This window comes from Pseudomonas fluorescens, assembly GCF_001648775.1.
Lineage (GTDB): Bacteria > Pseudomonadota > Gammaproteobacteria > Pseudomonadales > Pseudomonadaceae > Aquipseudomonas > Aquipseudomonas fluorescens_M.
In genome coordinates this window covers 1-19,307 of the sequence record NZ_LVEJ01000007.1, presented here as the reverse complement: position 1 = coordinate 19,307, position 19,307 = coordinate 1, and the positions used below count along the sequence as shown (strand labels likewise).

18 protein-coding genes and 1 pseudogene are annotated in these 19,307 nt (G+C 60.0%); 11 read left to right on the top strand and 8 right to left on the bottom strand.

The window, feature by feature from the left end; translation table 11 throughout:
• Positions 1–49 precede the first annotated feature (49 nt).
• Both A8O26_RS08105 and A8O26_RS08100 read left to right on the top strand, forming a co-directional pair.
• Entirely contained in the window at positions 50–880 is an 831-nt protein-coding gene (locus tag A8O26_RS08105) for an oxidoreductase (RefSeq protein ID WP_064117533.1), read from the top strand.
• Between the two features lie 131 nt (positions 881–1,011).
• Positions 1,012–2,556: an MFS transporter gene (locus A8O26_RS08100; RefSeq protein WP_064117532.1), complete on the top strand. Its 1,545-nt coding sequence runs from the start codon at positions 1,012–1,014 to the stop codon at positions 2,554–2,556.
• Between the two features lie 113 nt (positions 2,557–2,669).
• Here the strand turns inward: A8O26_RS08100 and A8O26_RS08095 are convergent, their stop codons facing one another.
• Positions 2,670–4,061 (bottom strand): aldehyde dehydrogenase family protein, encoded by a 1,392-nt coding sequence (locus A8O26_RS08095; protein ID WP_064117531.1) that lies wholly within the window; start codon positions 4,059–4,061, stop codon positions 2,670–2,672.
• Between the two features lie 103 nt (positions 4,062–4,164).
• Between A8O26_RS08095 and ptrR the strand changes: the two genes are divergently transcribed.
• The 3 genes from ptrR (at position 4,165) to A8O26_RS08080 (ending at position 6,388) form a co-directional block, all read left to right on the top strand.
• Positions 4,165–5,043: a putrescine utilization regulator PtrR gene (gene ptrR / locus A8O26_RS08090; protein ID WP_064117647.1), complete on the top strand. Its 879-nt coding sequence runs from the start codon at positions 4,165–4,167 to the stop codon at positions 5,041–5,043.
• Between the two features lie 83 nt (positions 5,044–5,126).
• Entirely contained in the window at positions 5,127–5,807 is a 681-nt protein-coding gene (locus tag A8O26_RS08085; RefSeq protein WP_064117530.1) for a M24 family metallopeptidase, read from the top strand.
• Positions 5,808–5,959: 152 nt separating this feature from the next.
• Positions 5,960–6,388 (top strand): TOBE domain-containing protein, encoded by a 429-nt coding sequence (locus A8O26_RS08080; protein WP_064117529.1) that lies wholly within the window; start codon positions 5,960–5,962, stop codon positions 6,386–6,388.
• Positions 6,389–6,450: 62 nt separating this feature from the next.
• Here A8O26_RS08080 and A8O26_RS08075 read toward each other — a convergent pair whose 3' ends face one another.
• Positions 6,451–7,074 carry a glutathione S-transferase family protein gene (locus A8O26_RS08075; protein ID WP_064117528.1) on the bottom strand — a complete coding sequence of 208 codons (624 nt, stop codon included), beginning with the start codon at positions 7,072–7,074 and terminating at the stop codon, positions 6,451–6,453.
• Positions 7,075–7,174: 100 nt separating this feature from the next.
• Positions 7,175–8,590, bottom strand: coding sequence for a purine-cytosine permease family protein (locus tag A8O26_RS08070; protein WP_064117527.1), 1,416 nt, complete (start codon positions 8,588–8,590; stop codon positions 7,175–7,177).
• A 343-nt stretch (positions 8,591–8,933) separates the two neighbouring features.
• On the opposite strand from A8O26_RS08070, the pseudogene A8O26_RS08065 reads away from it, so the two are divergent.
• Positions 8,934–9,845 (top strand): annotated as a pseudogene (locus A8O26_RS08065) (LysR family transcriptional regulator).
• Between the two features lie 18 nt (positions 9,846–9,863).
• Here A8O26_RS08065 and argE read toward each other — a convergent pair.
• The 5 genes from argE to A8O26_RS08040 form a co-directional block, all read right to left on the bottom strand.
• Positions 9,864–11,015, bottom strand: a complete 1,152-nt coding sequence (gene argE, locus A8O26_RS08060) for an acetylornithine deacetylase (RefSeq protein WP_064117526.1) — start codon at positions 11,013–11,015, stop codon at positions 9,864–9,866.
• Positions 11,012–11,689: a DUF1028 domain-containing protein gene (locus A8O26_RS08055; protein ID WP_064117525.1), complete on the bottom strand. Its 678-nt coding sequence runs from the start codon at positions 11,687–11,689 to the stop codon at positions 11,012–11,014. Before A8O26_RS08055 ends, argE begins: the two co-directional genes overlap by 4 nt.
• A gap of 176 nt (positions 11,690–11,865) precedes the next feature.
• Positions 11,866–12,282: a RidA family protein gene (locus tag A8O26_RS08050; RefSeq protein ID WP_064117524.1), complete on the bottom strand. Its 417-nt coding sequence runs from the start codon at positions 12,280–12,282 to the stop codon at positions 11,866–11,868.
• Positions 12,283–12,340: 58 nt separating this feature from the next.
• A complete protein-coding gene (locus A8O26_RS08045; RefSeq protein WP_064117523.1) occupies positions 12,341–13,660 on the bottom strand; it encodes a flavin-containing monooxygenase in 1,320 nt (439 codons plus the stop codon).
• 341 nt (positions 13,661–14,001) lie between these two features.
• Positions 14,002–14,820 (bottom strand): alpha/beta fold hydrolase, encoded by an 819-nt coding sequence (locus A8O26_RS08040; protein ID WP_064117522.1) that lies wholly within the window; start codon positions 14,818–14,820, stop codon positions 14,002–14,004.
• A 185-nt stretch (positions 14,821–15,005) separates the two neighbouring features.
• On the opposite strand from A8O26_RS08040, the gene A8O26_RS08035 reads away from it, so the two are divergent.
• The 5 genes from A8O26_RS08035 to A8O26_RS08015 form a co-directional block, all read left to right on the top strand.
• Positions 15,006–15,455 (top strand): winged helix-turn-helix transcriptional regulator, encoded by a 450-nt coding sequence (locus tag A8O26_RS08035; protein ID WP_064117521.1) that lies wholly within the window; start codon positions 15,006–15,008, stop codon positions 15,453–15,455.
• A gap of 97 nt (positions 15,456–15,552) precedes the next feature.
• Positions 15,553–16,101, top strand: coding sequence for a hypothetical protein (locus tag A8O26_RS08030; RefSeq protein ID WP_064117646.1), 549 nt, complete (start codon positions 15,553–15,555; stop codon positions 16,099–16,101).
• A 48-nt stretch (positions 16,102–16,149) separates the two neighbouring features.
• Positions 16,150–16,560, top strand: a complete 411-nt coding sequence (locus tag A8O26_RS08025) for a lipocalin family protein (protein ID WP_064117520.1) — start codon at positions 16,150–16,152, stop codon at positions 16,558–16,560.
• A 155-nt stretch (positions 16,561–16,715) separates the two neighbouring features.
• Entirely contained in the window at positions 16,716–18,422 is a 1,707-nt protein-coding gene (locus A8O26_RS08020) for a ShlB/FhaC/HecB family hemolysin secretion/activation protein (protein WP_064117519.1), read from the top strand.
• Between the two features lie 24 nt (positions 18,423–18,446).
• Positions 18,447–19,307, top strand: an 861-nt coding sequence (locus A8O26_RS08015) for a filamentous hemagglutinin N-terminal domain-containing protein (RefSeq protein ID WP_155740647.1), incomplete at its 3' end; no start/stop codon positions are given.

The window sequence follows — 19,307 nt, the reverse complement described above, 5'->3', positions numbered from 1 at the left end:
TCAAACAGGCCCGGCACCCATGTCAGGGTTTCTAACAGGAGAAGTTGTTATGCGTACCTGGTTCATTACTGGCGCTTCCCGTGGTTTTGGCATTCTCATCGCCGAGCAGGCCTTGCGTGCCGGTGACGCGGTGATTGCCACCGCGCGCAACCCGCAAGACATCACCGACCGCCTCGGCGATCAGCCGAACCTGCTGGCCGTACGCCTCGACGTGACCCGCGAAGAGCAAGCGCATCAAGCGGTCGCCGCAGGCATCAAACGATTTGGCCGAATCGACGTATTGATCAACAACGCCGGGTTTGGCGTGCTGGGCGCGGTAGAAGAAACCAGCGCCAGCGAAACCGAGCGCCTGTTCGCGACCAACGTGTTCGGCCTGCTCAACGTCACCCGAGCCGTGCTGCCGCACATGCGTGCGCAACGCAGTGGCCGGGTGATCAATATTTCGTCGATCGGCGGCTATCAGGCGTACATGGGCTGGGGTGTTTACGGCTCGACCAAGTTTGCCGTCGAAGGCATCACCGAGGCACTGCATCAGGAATTGGCGCCGTTGGGCATTCAAGCCTCGGTGGTCGAGCCGGGTTTCTTTCGCACTGATTTCCTTGATGAGCAATCGTTGATCAAAACGCAACTCGAGCTGCCGGACTACGACGAAACCGTGGGCAAGATGCGCGTGTTCGCCGAAGCGGCCAATCATGCGCAACCGGGTGATCCGCTGAAGTTTGCCGAGGCGATGCTGGCGCTGGTCAATGCCCCGAACCCGCCGCTGCGCCTGGCGCTGGGCAGCGACACGATTGCGCGGATTGAGGCGAAGAATCGCCTGGTGGCGCAGGAGTTGGCCGATTGGAATGAGCTGGCGCTGTCCACCGACTTCGCCAACTGAACGCATGAGCTGTGAGAGCGAGGTTGCTCGCTCTCATCTCTTTCGTGCGCAAACTTCTGTGGATTTTTCTGTGTATTTCGCGCCTTATTCGCTGCGCGACGCAGCTTTGTGATTGCTCAAAGGATGGAATGATGAACGCTATGATTCAGCCGCACGGAACGCGCGACAAGTTGCTCATACTCGCGGCCGTGTGCCTCTCGGCTCTGGTCTTGCCGCTCAGTTTTACCGGCGGCGCGGTGGCGACGCCGGCCATTGGTCGCGATCTGGGCGGCAGCCCGGTGGCGCTGACGTGGATCACCAACGCGTTCATGCTGTCGTTCGGCAGTTTGCTGATGGCCGCCGGCGCATTGGCTGATGTGTATGGACGCAAACGCCTGTTCACCTTCGGCATGCTGCTGTTTACCGCCGCCTCGATTGCGCAGAGCCTGGCACCTTCGGTGTTCTGGCTGGATGTGTTGCGTGCTGTGCAAGGTGTCGCAGGCGCGGCGGCGCTGGCCAGCGGCTCGGCGGCGTTGGCGCAAGAGTTCGAAGGGCATGCCCGGACCCGGGCTTACAGCGTGCTCGGTACGACGTTCGGCATCGGTCTGGCGTTCGGACCCTTGGTGGCAGGGGCATTGATTGAGGCCTTCAACTGGCGGGCGATTTTTGTCTTTACCGCGTTGATCGGCGTGATAGCGATGGTCTTCGGCCTGCCACGCATGCGCGAAACCCGCGACCCCGATGCCAAGGGGCTGGACTGGCCGGGCACGCTGCTGTTCAGCGCAATGCTGGCGTTGTTCACGTTTGGCCTGATCCAGGCGCCGGACAGTGGTTGGGACAGTCCTTTGGTGATCACTTTATTGGGCGCTTCGGCGGTGTTGCTGGCAGCTTTCGTGATCGTCGAAATGCGTGTCGAACGGCCGATGCTCGATCTGACCCTGTTCCGTTATCCGCGATTCATTGGCGTGCAGATGCTGCCGATCGGCACGTGTTTCTGCTACATCGTGCTGGTGGTGATGTTGCCGCTGCGCTTCATCGGCGTTGAGGGCTTGAGCGAAATCGATGCCGGTCTGCTGTTACTGGCGTTGTCGGCACCGATGCTGGTGGTGCCGATGCTGGCGGCCTCGCTGGCGCGTTTTGTTTCCGCGGGCATCTTGTCTGGAGCGGGGTTCCTGATTGCTGCCGTGGGCCTGCATTGGCTGAGTCTGTACAACGTCGGTGACGCGACATTTGCGCTGGTGGTGCCGATGCTGCTGATCGGCATTGGCGCCGGATTGCCGTGGGGGCTGATGGATGGTTTGTCGGTCAGTGTCGTGCCGAAAGAACGCGCAGGCATGGCCGCGGGCATCTTCAGCACGGTGCGCGTGGCGGGTGAGGGGATCGCCTTGGCGATTGTCGCGGCAGTGCTGGCGTCATTGCTGCACGCTGATCTGTCGAGTGCCGTGCACGTTGTGGCGGGCAGTGCGCAAGCACAACTGATTGCCGAAACCGCGCATCGGGTGACCACAGGCGATATGGCGCATGCGATCAACAGCGTGCCAGGTCTGGCCAACGAACGCCTGGTGCAAGGGTATGCGTCGGCGTTTCAGTACCTGTTGCACATTCTGACGGTGATCACCCTCGTCTCGGCGGCGGTAGTGCTGGGATTGTTGAGCAAGGATCGCAGCATCGCCGAGTCGCAACAGGCCGCCGCCTAAAGCCAAAGTGGGAGCGAGCCTGCTCGCGAAAGCGGTGTGTCAGCAACAGATGTGTTGGCTGACATTCACCCTTCGCGTGCAGGCTCGCTCCCACCGTTTTTCCGGTGTCTGGATTATTTGCGATCCAGCCACACGGTCTGTGCATTGCAGAACTCGCGAACGCCGAAGTGCGACAGTTCACGGCCGAAACCGCTTTTCTTCACGCCACCAAAAGTTACGCGTGGATCGCTGGCGGAGTAGCCGTTGATGAACACGCCGCCGGTGTCCAGTTCGCTGGTCAGTTGCTGGGCCAGTGCCACGTTGGCGGTGTAGATCGTCGCGGTCAGGCCGAACTCACTGTCGTTGGCCAAGGCCACGGCGTGGGCGCAATCGCGGGCGGTGATGATCGACGCGACCGGGCCGAACAGTTCCTGTTTGAACGAGGTCATGCGGTCGGTGACATCGGCCAGCACGGTCGGCTCGTAGTAGTTGCCCGGGCCTTGCGACTTGCCGCCGCCGAGCAGCAGGGTGGCGCCTTCTTCCAGGGTGTCGCGCACTTGCTGGTCGAGCTCATCACGCAGATCGAAACGCGCCATCGGGCCGATGTAGGTCTCGGCGGACAATGGATCACCGACCTTTAACTTACGCGTAGCCTCGACGAACTTGCGGGTGAATTCTTCAACCACGCCTTCTTCGATGATCAGCCGTTTGGCTGCCGCGCAGACCTGACCGGAGTTCTGGTAACGACCAACGACCGCCGCTTGCACAGCTTCGTCCAGATCGGCGTCGTTGAGCACGATAAACGGATCGGAACCGCCCAGTTCCAGCACGCATTTCTTCAACGCGGCACCGGCCTGAGCGCCGATGGCCATGCCGGCACGGACGCTGCCGGTCAGGGTCACGGCGGCAATGCGCGGGTCGGCGATGGCGGTGGATACACCTTCAGGTGTGACGTTGATCACTTCAAAAACACCCTCGGCGAAACCGGCGCGGGTGAAGGCGTCGCGCAGCAGATAGGCGCTGCCCATCACGTTCGGCGCGTGCTTGAGCACGTAAGTGTTGCCGGCGATCAGCGCCGGAACGGCACCGCGCAGCACTTGCCAGATCGGGAAGTTCCACGGCATCACCGCGAGAATCGGGCCGAGCGGACGGTATTCGATGCGCGCCTTGCCACCTTCAACCTGCGTCGGCTCAGCGTCGAGCATCGCCGGGCCGTGTTCGGCGTACCACTCGCAGAGCTTGGCGCATTTTTCGATTTCGCCACGAGCCTGGGCGATTGGCTTGCCCATTTCCTGAGTGATCATCGTCGCCATGGCATCGCTGGTTTCACGCAGCGCAGCGGCCAGCGCGGTCAACAAGCGCGAACGATCCTGCAGCGGCTTGCGCTTCCACTTGCCGAAACCATAAGCGGCGCGGGTCAGCGCGGCGTCGAGGGCTTGCGCGGATTCAAACGCGTAGTGACCGATCTGCTCGCCAGTGGCGGGGTTGATCGAGATGGCGTGGGTCTGGCTGGAAATCTGGCTCATGGCGTCGTCCTGCATGTTCGTCGGATGAGCCTAGAGTAGGGTGGTGTTTGTTTTCTGGAAACTGAATAATAAAGATCGTTTCTTTCACGATTGGAGAATGACTGTGGATCTGGTGCAGCTGGAAATTTTCAAAGCCGTGGCCGAACACGGCAGCATCAGCGCCGCCGCTACGCAGATCCACCGCGTGCCGTCGAACCTGACCACGCGGATCAAGCAACTTGAGCAGGATCTCGGAGTTGATCTGTTTATCCGCGAGAAAAGCCGTCTGCGCTTGTCACCGGCGGGGTGGAGTTTTCTTGAATATGCGCGGCGGATTCTCGACCTGGTGCAGGAAGCTCGGGCGACGGTGGCGGGCGAAGAACCGCAAGGCGCGTTTCCCCTGGGTTCGCTGGAAAGTACGGCAGCGGTGCGCATTCCCGAGTTGCTCGCGGCGTATAACCAATTGCACCCGAAAGTCGATCTCGACCTGTCCACCGGGCCATCCGGGACGATGATCGAGGGCGTGCTTTCCGGGCGTCTGGCTGCCGCTTTTGTCGACGGTCCGGTGTTGCACCCGACCTTGGAGGGCGTACCGGCGTTCGAGGAAGAAATGGTCATCATCGCACCGCTCAATCACGCCCCGGTCCAACGTGCGGCAGACGTCAACGGCGAGAATATCTATGCGTTCCGTTCCAACTGCTCCTACCGGCATCACTTCGAAAAGTGGTTCAGCACCGACGCCGCCGTGCCGGGCAAGATCTTCGAAATGGAGTCCTATCACGGCATGCTCGCGTGTGTCAGCGCCGGCGCTGGGCTGGCGCTGATGCCGCGCAAAATGCTGCAGAGCATGCCCGGCAGCGCGACCGTCAGCGTCTGGCCATTGGCGGCGGACTTTCGCTTTCTGACCACTTGGCTGGTGTGGCGACGGGGCACGGTTTCGCGCAGTTTGAGCATGTTTGTGCGCTTGCTTGAAGAGCGCGGCGTGGTACGTGCAGAAGAGTAATTGACACTTTGTGTCATGGCTGTATCTTTATCGGCGTTTCGCAATATAAAAAACTATACAGCGCAGCCATGAGGAACCAGAAAATGACCACAGCCCTGAGCGAGAAAACAGTCCTGAGCGGCAAAGAAGCCGTCGGCGAACGGTTTGTGCTGGAAACCATGCGCCATGCCCAGCAACTGACCTGGAAAGCCGTCGACGCCATTGCTGCGGTGATCAAACCGGGCATGCTCGAATCCGAAGCGACGGCGCGCGGCAAGGAAATCCTCGCCGAACTGGGCATGGACCGCATCTGGCATCCGCTGCTGATCCGCTTTGGCGCCAACACGCTGAAGACCTTCAAACAGCGCTCTGACGGCGATCCGGTGCTGGGCGAAGAGGATATTTTCTTCATCGATATGGGCGTGGTCTGGCAGGGCCATGAAGGCGATGCGGGCGCGACTTACACCACCGGCTCCGACCCGCAAATGATTGCCTGCGCGGCGGCGGCAAAGGAGCTGTTCAACCGGGTCGAAGCCTTCTGGCGTCAGGGTGTTTCCGGTGTTGAGCTTTATCGTTATGCCAGTGATCAGGCCGAGGCAATGGGCTGGGTGTTGAACCTGAATATCAAGGGCCATCGGGTCAGCGATTTTCCTCATGCGATTCACCGGGGAGGCGATCTGGGTGACTTCGATCAGGCGCCGCATGCGGGCGTGTGGGTTCTGGAAATCCAGATCGCCCACCCGTCGCAGCCGTTTGGCGCGTTTTACGAAGATTTGCTCATTTAACTCATCAACGTGCTGCTAAAGTCTGGAGTCGATGCATGGGTTTACGTGCAGGCGTGACAACCGGGCGCAGCGCTGTAGTTGTTTTTATATAGCGTCAACTTTGATGATGCACGCCGTTTCCTAACTCTAAAGTCAAAAAAAGGACGTCCAGCATGAAAGTCAGCGCACGCAACGTATTCAAAGGTCAGGTCAGCCAGGTTCAGGCCGGCGCCGTCAACGCCGAAGTGGTGTTGACCCTGGCTGGCGGCGAGCAACTGGTTGCCGTCGTGACCATGGAAAGCATCAAGAACCTCGGCATTGCGGTGGGCAAAGAAGCCGTCGCACTGGTCAAGGCGCCATGGGTGATGCTGATGACCGAATCCAGCGACATTCGCTTGTCGGCGCGTAACTGCCTGGAAGGTAAAGTACTGAGCGTGACCGACGGTGCGGTCAATGCTGAAGTGGTGATCGAGCTGGCCGGTGGTTCGAAGGTTTACTCGATTGTGACCCGTGATGCCGTTGCCGAGCTGGGCCTGGCCAAGGGCGTCAGCGCGATTGCGGTGATCAAGGCTTCGCACATCATTCTGGGCGTGCCAGCCTGATTTACTTTTCAGGCAAATAAAAAACCGCTGACTCCGCGATTCGGGATCAGCGGTTTTTTGCGTTATGGCGTACCGTTTCGCCCGTACAGGCGATAGCCTTCGCGTTGGTTCAAACGATCGTAGTAGGCGCTGACAGCGGGCAGGCGAGGATGCTTCAGCGGCGTTTCGAACCAGCGGTTCACTGACAGTCCGATCGGGATATCTGCCAGTGAAAACTCTTCGCCACTGACGTACGCACCGGTCGATTGCAACTGTCGATCAAGGATGTGCATGTTCTTCGACCATTCTTCGATCCCGACGGCGAGTGCAGCGCTGTCCTGATAATCCGGCGACTTGCGCACCAGTGACATGAAGGCGTACGACCACGAGCGATTCAGTTCCGAAGCCTGCCAGTCGATCCATTGATCGACCCGCGCCCGGGCCACCGGCTCAAGCGGATACAGCTGCGCGCCGCCGTAGCGCAACACCAGATAACGAATGATCGAATTGGATTCCCACAGCGTGAAATCGCCGTCCTGAATCACCGGCACCATGGCGCAGGGATTGAGCGCGAGAAACTGCGCATCGTTCGTCGATTTGAACCCCGACCCCCAGTCTTCACGCTCGAACGGAATGTGCAATTCGGCGCACGTCCACAGCACTTTGCGCACGTTGATCGATGAGGCCTTACCGAGTATTCGCAGCATTGGATTGCCCTTACCCAATAGTCGTCAGGCCTGAAGTAATACCACACCGTGATAGACAAGGCCCGCACTGGGCGGGCCTTCTTTTTTTAGCAAATCAATCTCACAGACTGCTCGCCAGTTTCCCGCCCATCATCCGCCGACGATAGGAGGTGTCGCGGTTGGCCAGCCAGAAATACAACGGCGAAGTCACCAACAATCCCACCAGCCATGACAGGTCCGCGCCGTTGATGTGCGCCGACACCGGGCCGACGTACAGCGGCGTGTTCATGAACGGGATCTGCACCGCGATGCCAATCGCATAGGCCAGCAACGCCTGCGGGTTGTAGCGGCCGTAGATGCCGCCATCGACCTGGAAGATCGACTGGATGTCGTACTGGCCTTTGTGGATGGCGTAGAAGTCGATCAGGTTGATCGCCGTCCACGGCACCAGCACCACCAACAACACCAGCACCATGTCGACGAAGTGGCCGATGAAGTCTTTCGAGGCGCCGACAGCGGCAAAGCAGCAGGCCAGCAAGACGATGATCGAGATCACCGCGCGGCTCTTGGCGGTGGGGATCCAGCGGTAGGCGAAGGTCTGCACCAGAGTGATCAATGACAGCACCGCGCCGTAGAGGTTGAGGGCGTTGTGGCTGATCACGCTGAGCAGGAACAGCACCAGCATCAGCGGGCCAATCGAGCCGGTGGCGAGTTTCACTGCGTCCATGGTGTCCATGCCCACCGGCGTGGCGAGCACGGCGACGGCACCGAAGATGAATGCCAGGCTCGAGCCCAGTGCCGAACCCAGATAGGTCGTCCAGAACGTCGACGAGACTTTGACATCGGCCGGCAAGTAACGCGAATAGTCGGACACGTAGGGTGCAAACGCGATCTGCCACAACGCCGCCAATGACACCGTGGCCAGCCAGCCGGACAGGTTGAAGCTGCCGCGCGTGAGGAAGTCGTCGGTCTGAATATGCGTGAAGATGTAGACGAAACCGACGACGATGCCGATCCCCAGCACCCAGGTGCCAATGCGGTTGAGCACATGGATGAAGCGGTAGCCGATGATGCCGATGATCCCCGAACCGAACGCACCGATGACGATGCCGACCGGCACTGGAACGCTGTCGACCACACCGTGCAACGACTTGCCGGCCAGCACGATGTTGGAAGCGAAGAAGCCGATGTACATGACCCCGGCAATCAGCACCACCAGCAGCGCACCGAGCGAGCCGAACTGTGCGCGGCTCTGAATCATTTGCGGGATGCCCATCTGCGGGCCTTGCGCCGAGTGCAGCGCCATCAGCACGCCGCCAACCAGATGGCCGACAAGAATGGCGACGATGCCCCAGACCAGATTCAAGTGAAACAACTGCACGCCCAGCGCACCGGTAACGATGGGCAACGGCGCGATGTTGCCGCCGAACCAGAGCGTGAACAGATCCCTGACCTTTCCGTGGCGATCTTCGGGGGGCACGTATCCTATCGTGTGTTTTTCAATCAGCGGAGCGGAGGATGCTGCAGGGGTAGCCATGACGAACTCCAAGGCAAGGATGAGTACGTGGACGTACTTCGGCAAGCGCCGGCACGGGCGGCGCATTTCTTGTTGAAGTGATCATGTGCAAAGCGTCGGGATAGATAAATTAGTAAGTTTGTTGTTTCAGACCTTAAAAAAAATATGCTTCGGCTTGAGGGGCGCTCCGGTATGTTCACACTGGCTCGTATGAGATCTCTGTGGCGAGGGAGCTTGCTCCCGCTGGGCTGCGAAGCGGCCCCAAAACTTCCAGCGGCACCACTGATTTTGTGAGTGCTGCGCACTCAAGCGGGAGCAAGCTCCCTCGCCACAATGAAACTGCCGCATCTTCGGAGGTTTTCCCATGGCTGCCTACAACCTGCGCCAGCTCAAATACTTCGTCACCACCGCCGACTGCGGCAGTGTTGCCGAGGCCTCGCGCAAGCTCTAAATCGCGCAGCCGTCGGTCTCCACCGCGATCAAGCACCTGGAAGAAAGCTTCGGTGTGCAGCTGTTCATCCGCCATCACGCGCAAGGGGTTTCCCTGACGCCGAGTGGCTCGCGGTTCTATCGCAAGGCGCTGGAGCTGCTGCGGGTGGCCCATGAGTTCGAACAGAACGCCTTGGCCGATAACGACGTGGTGGCGGGGCAGATCGACATCGGCTGCTTTGAAACCGTCGCGCCGTTGTATCTGCCACGCCTGATCGCCGGCTTCAAACAGCGCTGGCCGGGCGTGGAAATCCGCATCCGCGATGGCGAACAGCAAGAGCTGGTGCAGGCGCTGACCGCCGGCAGTATCGACCTGGCGATGATGTTCGAACACGACCTCGACAGCACCATCGAAACCACGCCGCTGATGCCGCCGCAACAGCCGTACGCGTTGCTGCCGGCCAACCACCGCTTTGCGCAACAGGCGAAAGTTTCGCTGCATGATCTGGTGCTGGAACCGATGATTCTGCTCGACGTGGTGCCGAGCCGGACCTATTTCGTGAGCATTTTCGAGGAGCGCGGATTGACGCCGAATATTGTCTTCAGCTCACCGTCGATCGAGATGGTGCGCGGCATGGTCGGCAATGGTTTCGGCTTCTCGATTCTGGTGACCAAGCCGTTCAGCGACTACACCTACGACGGCCAGAAAGTGGTCTGCGTGCCGCTGGCAGAAAGCGTGACCGGCTCGGGATTGTCGGCCGCCTGGCTGCGCCGGGTGCAACTGACCAAACCGGTGCAGCTGTTTGTCGATCATTGTCGCGAAGAGCTGGCTCGACTGTACGCATGAGCGCAGTCGAGCCCGTGTTCAGCCGCGAATAAACGACAGCAGGCGCTGGAGCATGTCATCGCAGGCCTGCAACTGAGCGAGGCTGACAAACTCGTCGGGTTTATGGCCCTGGTCCATGCTGCCGGGGCCGCAGACCACGGTCGGAATGCCCACCGCATCAAACAGACCGCCCTCAGTGCCGAACGCCACGGTGCCGAACGCTGTCGAGCCGCAGAACGCCGCGATCAATTCGGCAGCCTGACTCTGTGCATCGGTGGCCAGCCCCGGATAAGCCGACAGCGCGCTGAAGTGGATAGCGGCCTGCTCACTGACCGCGCGCATGCGTGGCAGCACTTCGCGTTCGGCATAGGCTTGCAGCGCCTCGGCAACGAGGGCCGGATCCTGTGAGGGCAGGGCGCGGATCTCGAAATCGAAACGGCAATCGGCCGGGACAATGTTCAGCGCCTTGCCGCCACTGATCACCCCGGTTTGCACGGTGCTGTAGGGCGGGTCGAACCGCGCATCGTGATGCTCTGGCGCTTTCAGTTGCTGGCCGAGGCGACCGAGTTCAGCGATCAGCTCAGCGGCGTATTCGATGGCATTGACCCCGAGCGGCGCGTAGGCCGAATGGCATGGATGGCCGTGCACATCGCAGCGCATCGCCAGTTTGCCCTTGTGGCCGAGCACCGGTTTCAGTTCGGTCGGTTCGCCGATGATGCACAGCAGCGGTTTGACCGGGCGTTGCTCCAGCACCTTGAGCAGTGAGCGTACGCCGAGGCAGCCGACTTCTTCGTCATAGGACAGGGCGATATGCACCGGCAGGCGCAACGAGGCTTGCACCAGCGCCGGCACCAGTGCCAGCACGCAGGCGATGTAGCCCTTCATGTCGGCGGTGCCCCGGCCGAACAGCTTGCCGTCGCGCTCAGTCAATTCAAACGGTGGCACTGTCCACGGCTGGCCGTCGACCGGCACCACATCAGTGTGCCCGGACAGCACAATGCCCGGTTGATCCACCGGGCCGATCGTGGCGAACAGGTTGGCCTTGCTGCGTTCCTCGTTGTAAATCAGCGCACAAGGCACATCGAAACCCGCGAGGTAATCATGCACGAACTCGATCAACTGCAAGTTGGATTCACGGCTGGTGGTGTCAAACCCCACCAGGGTCTTGAGCAACTCGACGCTGCTGTTCATCGATCATCTCCAGCCACGCCATAACCCGGCGCCTTGGCTGGATCGAGGGCGCGATCGATGTAGTCCTGCAGCTGCGGCCGGTAGGCGTCCCAGAGTTTTTGCAACTGGCCGATCGGGTTTTCATCGGCCCAGTCGACGCGCAAATTGACGATCGGCCAGGTCTGCTCGCCGACCACAACGACTGCGGCGGAGTGCACCGGACCGGCTTCACCGCCCAACGCCTGAGCGGCGTGCAGGGCTTTGAGCAAGCGGTCGGCGAGTTGGCCTTCGCCATCTTCAAAGGCACTGACCATCGCTTCAATCACCGAGCGCCCGGCAAGCATGTTGCCGGCCGCCACGCACTGTTCACCGGTGACAGCATTGTGCACGCCGAGGGTCTGCGAACCGCTGAAATGCGCGGTCTGGCCGAGGTGGTTGATGGCGGTGATCTGGCGGTACTGGCTGTAACCGTTGCGGGTCAGCACCTGGTCCAGCGCGGCATCGGGGGCTACGCCTTGCTCCATCAGCGCGAGCACTTCCGGGCCGAGGGAGGGCAGGGTGATGTTCTGGCTCGACACTGCGCCAACACCCGGCAACAGCCACGGGCAGCGCGCGCCGACGGCGATGCTGGAGGAACTGATGGCGACACCGAACTGGCCGGTTTCGGCGCAGCGGGCTGCGATTGAAAAGGTCATCTATTGAACTCCTTGTGTGTCTGGGCTGGCCTCTTCGCGAGCAGGCTCGCTCCCACAGTGGAATGCATTTCAAGTTGGGTAGCAGGTTTCCTTGCCGGCCTTAACGCGAGCAGGGGGAATGCATTTCAAATGTGGGAGCGAGCCTGCTCGCGAAGGCCGCGACTCGGTTTCCTGACTTACTCGGGAATCACCGCAATCACATCAATCTCCATCAGCCACTGCGGCTGCCCCAGTGCCGACACTACCAGCCCGGTCGAAATCGGGAACACGCCTTTGAGCCACTTGCCGACTTCGCCATACACCGCCTCGCGATAACGCGGGTCGATCAGGTAGGTGGTGGTCTTGACGATATGGCTCATGTCGCTGCCGGCTTCTTCGAGCAGTTGCTTGACGTTGCGCATGGCCTGTTCGGCCTGCGCGCGCGGATCGCCAAGTCCGATCAGATTGCCGTCGAAATCAGTGCCGACCTGGCCACGCACATAGATGGTGTTGCCGGCGCGCACGGCTTGGCACAAATCATTGTCCAGCGTCTGGTTCGGGTAAGTGTCTTTGGTGTTGAACATACGAATGCGGGTGTGGGTTGGCTTGCTCATGTGCAGCTCCAGAATCAGGGTTGTCCGGCGCAATCGGCGCCGGATCGAAAGAGCGAATTCAGGCGTCGACGGTGTCGGCGGCTTTGTTGTGGGCGTTCGCGTGCAGGGTGGCTTCACGCTGCTCGGCATCGCGGTAGTCGAGATATTTGCGCTGGGTGGCGATGTGATCGGCGACGTGTTTGGCGTCATGCCACACCCCCCAGATGAACGACGAACCCCGGCGCGACTGCCACGGCAGACCGAGGAAATACACCCCCGGTTCGCTCGACACACCGCGCTGGTGCACCGGTTTGCCCTTGTCATCGAACGCCGCAACCTGCAGCCAGGAATAGTCCACGGCGAAGCCGGTGGCCCAGATGATCGAGGTGACCCCAGCCTTGGCCAGATCGAGATCGGCCAGCGGGTTTTTCACGCAGTCAGGGTCCGGATAGGTTTCCCGTGCTTCAGGTTCCTGCGGCAGGTCCAGACCGTTGCGCTCGATATAGGCATCGGCGGCATCGAGCAGTGCCAGATAGTTTTCGTCACCGCGATTGAGGTTGCCGACCAGGTCCTGCTTGAAGGTCACCACGCCGTCATTGAACGACTCGGTGACGCCAACCAGAGTCATGCCACGATGGGCCAGACCACGGAAGTCGATGGTGCGCCCGCCATGTGCGCCGCTGACCGCAATGGTCACGTGCTCGCGCCCCGGTTTCATCGCCGCTTGATCCCACTCGCCGAGCACACCCAGCCACCAGCAGAAATCCCGGTTGCGGTAGGCGCGAGGCGGGCGGTCGTGAGCGCCAACGGAGAGGTAAACCTGCTTGCCGGAACGTTGCAGTTCATCGGCAATCTGTACGCCGGAGGAGCCTGCGCCGACCACCAGCACCGCGCCTGCCGGCAGTTGTTGCGGGTTGCGATAGTCCGCGGAGTGGATCTGCAAAAGACGCTCGTCTTTGGGTGCAATCACCGGGATCACCGGTTTCTGAAACGGGCCAGTGGCCGCGACCACACGGCTGGCTTCAATCACGCCCTCGGAGGTCTCGACGGTGAAGCCCGGACGACCGACATTGCGCACCACGCTTTTCACGTCGACACCGGTGCGGATCGGCGCATTGAATTTCTTCGCATAGGCTTCGAAGTAATCGGCCACGCGTTCTTTCGGAGCGAAACCGTCAGGGTCGACGTCATCGAATTCCAGTCCCGGAAAGCGGTCGTGCCACGCCGGGCCGTTGGCCACCAGCGAGTCCCAACGCCCGGTGCGCCAGCGTTCGGCAATGCGATTGCGCTCCAGCACCAGGTGCGGCACACCGAGTTTGCTCAGGTGCTCGCTCATGGCCACGCCCGCTTGGCCGGCACCCACGATCAGCGTGTCTGTTTTTATTATTTCAGTGGTCATCTCTACATCCTTCCTAGCAAGGCAGTTGGATTCGGGCGCTGTTGGCTTGTCCGTTTTGCTTGCGGTCAGACTAGGCAGAGGGGGGATATCGGTAAAATATTATTAAGCTGGGATGTGAAGATAAAATTCTGATGCAGAAGGCTGAAGCCCTTTGAATACGGGGCTTCGGGAAGGGCGGGTGGACACGGATTCTGGTCCGCCAATAAGCAAAATTGTGGCGAGGGAGCTTGCTCCCGCTGGGTCGCGAAGCGGCCCCCGTCTTGAGCAAAAGAAGGGGCCTGCTAGGCAGTCCAGCGGGAGCAAGCTCCCTCGCCACAGGTTGGGCGCCAGATTTTTCCGGGTTATCGGTTAAGGAACGCCAGCAAGTCTTCGTTCAACGCCTGCGCATGCGTCACCGCAAACCCGTGCGGTGCACCGGCATAAACCTTCAACTCGGCGCCTTTGATCTGCGCCGCCGCCTGTTTGCCGGTGGTTTCGAACGGCACGATCTGATCGCCGTCGCCATGGATGACCAGTGTCGGCACATCGATTTTCGCCATGTCCGGACGGAAGTCGGTTTCCGAGAATGCAGTGACACAATCCACCGTGCCTTTGAGCGACGCCAGCAGGGCGACATTCAGGGTTTGCGTGAGTACGCCTTCGGAGACTTTCTGACCTTGATTGGTGCCGTAGAACGGCGCGGCGAAATCGGCGATGAACTGCGCGCGATCCTTCAGCAGGCCGGCCTTGATCCCGTCGAACACCGAGGTGTCGACGCCTTGCGGGAAGTCGGCTTTCTTGCCGAACAGCGGCGTCACTGCGCCGAGCAACACCAGACCGGCCACGCGCTCGCTGCCATGTCGGGCGATGTAGCGGCTGACGTCACCGCCACCCATCGAGAAGCCCACCAGCGTCACGTCGCGCAGGTCCAGGTGATTGATCAATTGCGCGATGTCGTCGGCAAAGGTGTCGTAGTCATAACCGGTCCACGGCTGATCAGAACGGCCGAAGCCACGGCGATCGAACGCAATGGTGCGATAGCCACGGCTGCTCAGGTATTCCATCTGGTATTCCCACATGTCGGCATCCAGCGGCCAGCCATGGCTGAACAGCACGGGTTTACCGCTGCCCCAGTCCTTGAAATAGATCTCGGTGCCGTCTTGCGTGGTGAAGGTGCTCATGGAAACTCCTTGCTTCAGGGTTCGCGGTAGTGCCGGAATGGCGGCATTCACTATCAGTGCAAAGCGATCCGGCTACTTGTATGCAGGTGCTGGTTTTGTGCAGTTCAGCCGTCGATCGGCGATAGAGTTGTATGATGCAACCCTGAGCCGCACAGCCGCCCACTGATTCGAGGGAGTACATTTACGTGAAACGCAAAAGTTTGCAGGGCAATGCCTGCCCGGTTGCCCGCACGCTGGACCTGATCGGTGATTGGTGGTCGCTGCTGATCATTCGTGATGCGCTGGATGGCATCCGGCGTTTCAATGATTTCCAGAAGAGTCTGGATATCGCGAAAAACATGCTTAGCGCCCGCCTCAAGGGGCTGGTGGAGCAGGGGATTCTGCAGGCGATGCCAGCCGCCGACGGCGGGGCTTATAAGGAATACGTGCTGACCGAGCGTGGCAAAGCCTTGCAGACCGTGATCGTCGTGCTGTCGCAGTGGGGCGGAGAATTCATGTACGCGCCGGGTGAGCCGGGGTCGGTAATGGTTGATGCAAAGGAGCGTCAGCCGATTCGCAAGCTGGAATTGATCTCGGCCGATGGTCGCCTGCTGGCACCGGAGGACGTCGCGACGCGACTGGGTGTTGAGCACTGACGAACAAAGGTTTGACGCCAAAATGATGGCCAACTAATATCGCGCCACTATTTTGATGCCATTCCTGGCGCCCGTCCTTAATCGAGAAAATTCGTCCGTGAATAAACGCGCATTACTGCCTCTGGCTGTGATTTTTACGCTGGCAGGCTGCCATTCCAATGTTCGGGATTCTTCTCCAAGCCTGCTGAAAGATGGTGTTCAACTGGGCCAGAACAAAGTGGCCACGGATGACCAGCACGCCAAGGTCATCATGAAAGCCTCCGGTGGCACCAATCCGGTGGAGTTTTCCATCCGGCGCGCGGATGATCCTGACCGTCGAATGGAGGTCCTTGGCACCGTCGTCGATTCAGGTCGGGGCCATGTTTTCGGCTGGATCGCCAAACTCAATGAAGTGGCCAACAGCGCCACGGTCAAGCGCTTCCCGCAAGTGGAGGCACAAGCGGATGCCGGCAAGCCCTTTGAAATTTCGGGGTATTCGAACAGCCGGGTTACGGGAGGTATTTATACCTGCGGGCCGCTGACCACTGTTTTCACTCCCGAGCGCGGCAAGGTCTACCAGGTGGAGTTCCAGTTCAGTGGTGAGCATTGCGAACAGCATGTTTATGACGTTACTCAGCCTCGGCAGCGCACGCTCGTAAAAAGTTGAGTCGGCATGCACAGCGCACTGAATTTATCGAAAAAAAGGAAACACCCTGTGAAACGGAATCTCTCCCTGGCACTTATTATTCTGGCTGCGACATTGTCTGGCTGCGCCACTAATAAGCCGGTCGTTGACCCATCGCTGGTCGGTTCATGGAAAGGTCAGCGCGACGAAAACGGCAAATGCCAGTTCATGTCCTGGAAAAACCAGTTCAACGCCGACGGTACGTTCTCCATCACCTTTTTCCGCGACGCCAAGCAGACACAGAAGGTGCAAACCGAGCATGGCACCTGGACAGCTACCAATGGCAAGAGTGTGCTGAGAACCAATGGCGTCACTGCGCCTGATGTTTACACCTACAAGTTTACTGATGCTGACACGGTGCATTACGTCAATGTGGAGAAAGGTCCTTCGGCTGATTGCCAGGAAGATTATGCTTTTGATGAGCACCGTATTCGCGGGTAAGCCAGTCAGAAGCATCGCGGGGCTGCAACGGCCCCGTTTGTTCAATTCTTGATACAAACCCGACAAAAGGTTTAAACGATAGTTTGACGTCAAAATGATGGCCATCTAATATCGCGCCACTATTTTGATGTTACTTTCGTATCGAGGGATCGAACATGTCCTCACCCGCCCTCGTGGCGAGGTTGTGCGTAGCTTTGCTGTGCCTGTCTCCACTTCAGATTGCCGTCGCCGCTCCGACTCCAGGTGACACCGACCTTATCCGTGACCGCCAGAACCGCCTGCTCGAAGAGCAGCAGCGACGCCTTGAGGAACTCAAGGATCTGCCCGGCAAGGACGCCAAACCTGCGCAACCGGCAGCCCCCACCGACACCCGCTGTTTCCCGATCAAAGACATCGAGCTCAAAGGTGCCGACAGCCTCTCCGAGGGTGACAAGACCCGCCTGCTCAAACCCTATATCGGCGAATGCCTCGGTGTGCCGCAGCTCAACGAGCTGCTCAAAGTCATCACCGATCACTACATCGAGAAAGGCCTGGTGACCAGCCGCGCCTACCTGCCGCAGCAGGATCTGTCCACCGGGCATCTGCAAGTGCTGGTGGTCGAAGGCAAATTGGAAGGCATGAAGGGCGCGGAAAACAGTCAGCTCTCGGCGCGCGAACTGGCCATGACCTTTCCCGGCAACACCGGTGAACTGGTCAACTTGCGCGAGATCGAGCAAATGGTCGATCAGCTCAACCGCCTGCCATCGAATCAGGCAAAAATGGAGCTGGCGCCCGGCCAGAACGTCGGTGGCAGTGCAGTGCTGGTCACCAACACGCCGCAGAAGCCATGGCGAGTCGGGTTGTCACGCAATAACGACGGCCAGCGCAGCACTGGCGAACAGCAGTGGGGCACCACGTTCGACTGGGACAGCCCGCTCGGCCTGGCGGATCAGTTGAGCCTGCGCGGCGGTCACGATGCGATGACGGATCATCAGCACACCTCCAACAACGCCATGCTCAATTACAGCTTGCCGTGGGGCTGGTGGACCTTCAGCTACACCTACAGCCAGAGCGAATACCGCTCGCAAATCGCCGCCAACCTCTACAACTTCAAACAGACTGGCGACAGCGAAAACCATCAGTTGCGCGCCGAGCGGGTGATCCATCGCGACGCCGTCAGCAAGACCTCGCTCAGCGCGGGTCTGTCGTATCTGCGCACCAACAACTTCATCGAAGACAGCAAACTCAAACTGAGCAGCAACCGCATCAGCGAAGCGCAGTTCGGCTTCAACCACGGTCGCCGTGTCGGCAGTGCCTTCGTCAACTTTGACGCCGGCATGCAAGAGGGCATCGGTGCCTTCGATGCGCAGGGCAGTCACGATCCCGGCCCCGGCGAGCCTGATGCACGCTACCGCAAATACACCGCCACCCTGAGCTACCTGCAGCCGTTCAAGTTGTGGGGCGAGTCGTTCAGCTTCAGCAGCCTGATGACCGGCCAGCGCAGTGAAGACGTGCTGTTCAGCCCGCAGCGCACCAGCCTCGGCGGCTCGTCGTCGATTCGTGGTTACAAGGATCAATCACTGTCCGGTGACAGTGGCGGTTACTGGCGCAACGATCTGCGTTGGTCGCGTCCGGTAACCATCGAATGGCTGCAACCGGTGTTCTCCGAATACGGCACCAGCCTCGGTTACGACCAGGGTGTGATCCAGAACGGTCGCTACAACGGCGATCAACACGGGCGCATGTCGAGCAATTCGCTGGACCTGTTTGCCCGTGGTCAGCACGTCGCCGCCAGCGTGACCTTTGCCCATTCCCTGGAACGCCCGGACGCGCTGACCGAGCGTGAAGCACCGATCTATTTCCGGCTGGATTTCTTCCTCTAATAACAACTTTCCGAGAACACCGACATGGACGTTCGCCAGTTTGCCTTTCTTGCACTCCAACCTTCTGCGGCCGTAAAAAACCGTGAACGTTTTTTGGGCATGCCCAAGCGCGGGGTGGCGTTTTTGCTGGCCAATGTCATGTTCTGGCAACCGATGTGGGCGCAGGCTGACGGTATTGTCGTGGCCAACCCCAATACCTCGCTGGATCGCGCCGGCAATGGCGTGCCGATCATCAACATCGCTACGCCCAATGCCAGCGGCCTGTCGCATAACCAGTTCCACGACTACAACGTCGGTGCGCAGGGGCTGATCCTCAACAACGGCTCGACGCAGAACAATCTCACCCAGCTGGGCGGGCATATCATCGACAACCCGAACCTGAAAAACAGCGGTTCGGCGCAGGCGATTCTCAACGAAGTCATCAGCGGTAATCCGAGCCAGTTGCGCGGCTACACCGAGGTGGCGGGGCAGTCGGCGCGGGTGATCGTCGCCAACCCTTATGGCATTACCTGTAATGGTTGCGGTTTTATCAACTCGCCACGCGTGACGTTGACCACCGGTAAACCAGTGCTCGACAACGGCCGACTGGATCGCTTTCAGGTTGATCAGGGTTCTGTGGCCATCGAGGGCGCGGGACTCAACGCAACCAATGTCGACCGCTTTGAAATCATCACCCGCAGCGCAAAAATCAACGCCGAGATTCAGGCGCAGAACCTGACGATTGTTGCCGGGCGCAACGACGTCAACGCACAAACCCTGAGTGCTACGGCCCGTGCTGATGACGGCAGCAGCAAACCGCAACTGGCCATCGACTCTTCGGCCCTCGGCGGCATGTACGCCGGCGCGATCAAACTGGTCGGCACTGAGGCCGGCGTCGGGGTGAAG

Coding starts and splice junctions, on each gene's coding strand:
- A8O26_RS08105 (WP_064117533.1), top strand. CDS start 50: ATGCGTACCTGGTTCATTACTGGCGCTTCCCGTGGTTTTGGCATTCTC.
- A8O26_RS08100 (WP_064117532.1), top strand. CDS start 1,012: ATGAACGCTATGATTCAGCCGCACGGAACGCGCGACAAGTTGCTCATA.
- A8O26_RS08095 (WP_064117531.1), bottom strand. CDS start 4,061: ATGAGCCAGATTTCCAGCCAGACCCACGCCATCTCGATCAACCCCGCC.
- A8O26_RS08085 (WP_064117530.1), top strand. CDS start 5,127: ATGACCACAGCCCTGAGCGAGAAAACAGTCCTGAGCGGCAAAGAAGCC.
- A8O26_RS08080 (WP_064117529.1), top strand. CDS start 5,960: ATGAAAGTCAGCGCACGCAACGTATTCAAAGGTCAGGTCAGCCAGGTT.
- A8O26_RS08075 (WP_064117528.1), bottom strand. CDS start 7,074: ATGCTGCGAATACTCGGTAAGGCCTCATCGATCAACGTGCGCAAAGTG.
- A8O26_RS08070 (WP_064117527.1), bottom strand. CDS start 8,590: ATGGCTACCCCTGCAGCATCCTCCGCTCCGCTGATTGAAAAACACACG.
- argE (WP_064117526.1), bottom strand. CDS start 11,015: ATGAACAGCAGCGTCGAGTTGCTCAAGACCCTGGTGGGGTTTGACACC.
- A8O26_RS08055 (WP_064117525.1), bottom strand. CDS start 11,689: ATGACCTTTTCAATCGCAGCCCGCTGCGCCGAAACCGGCCAGTTCGGT.
- A8O26_RS08050 (WP_064117524.1), bottom strand. CDS start 12,282: ATGAGCAAGCCAACCCACACCCGCATTCGTATGTTCAACACCAAAGAC.
- A8O26_RS08045 (WP_064117523.1), bottom strand. CDS start 13,660: ATGACCACTGAAATAATAAAAACAGACACGCTGATCGTGGGTGCCGGC.
- A8O26_RS08040 (WP_064117522.1), bottom strand. CDS start 14,820: ATGAGCACCTTCACCACGCAAGACGGCACCGAGATCTATTTCAAGGAC.
- A8O26_RS08020 (WP_064117519.1), top strand. CDS start 16,716: ATGTCCTCACCCGCCCTCGTGGCGAGGTTGTGCGTAGCTTTGCTGTGC.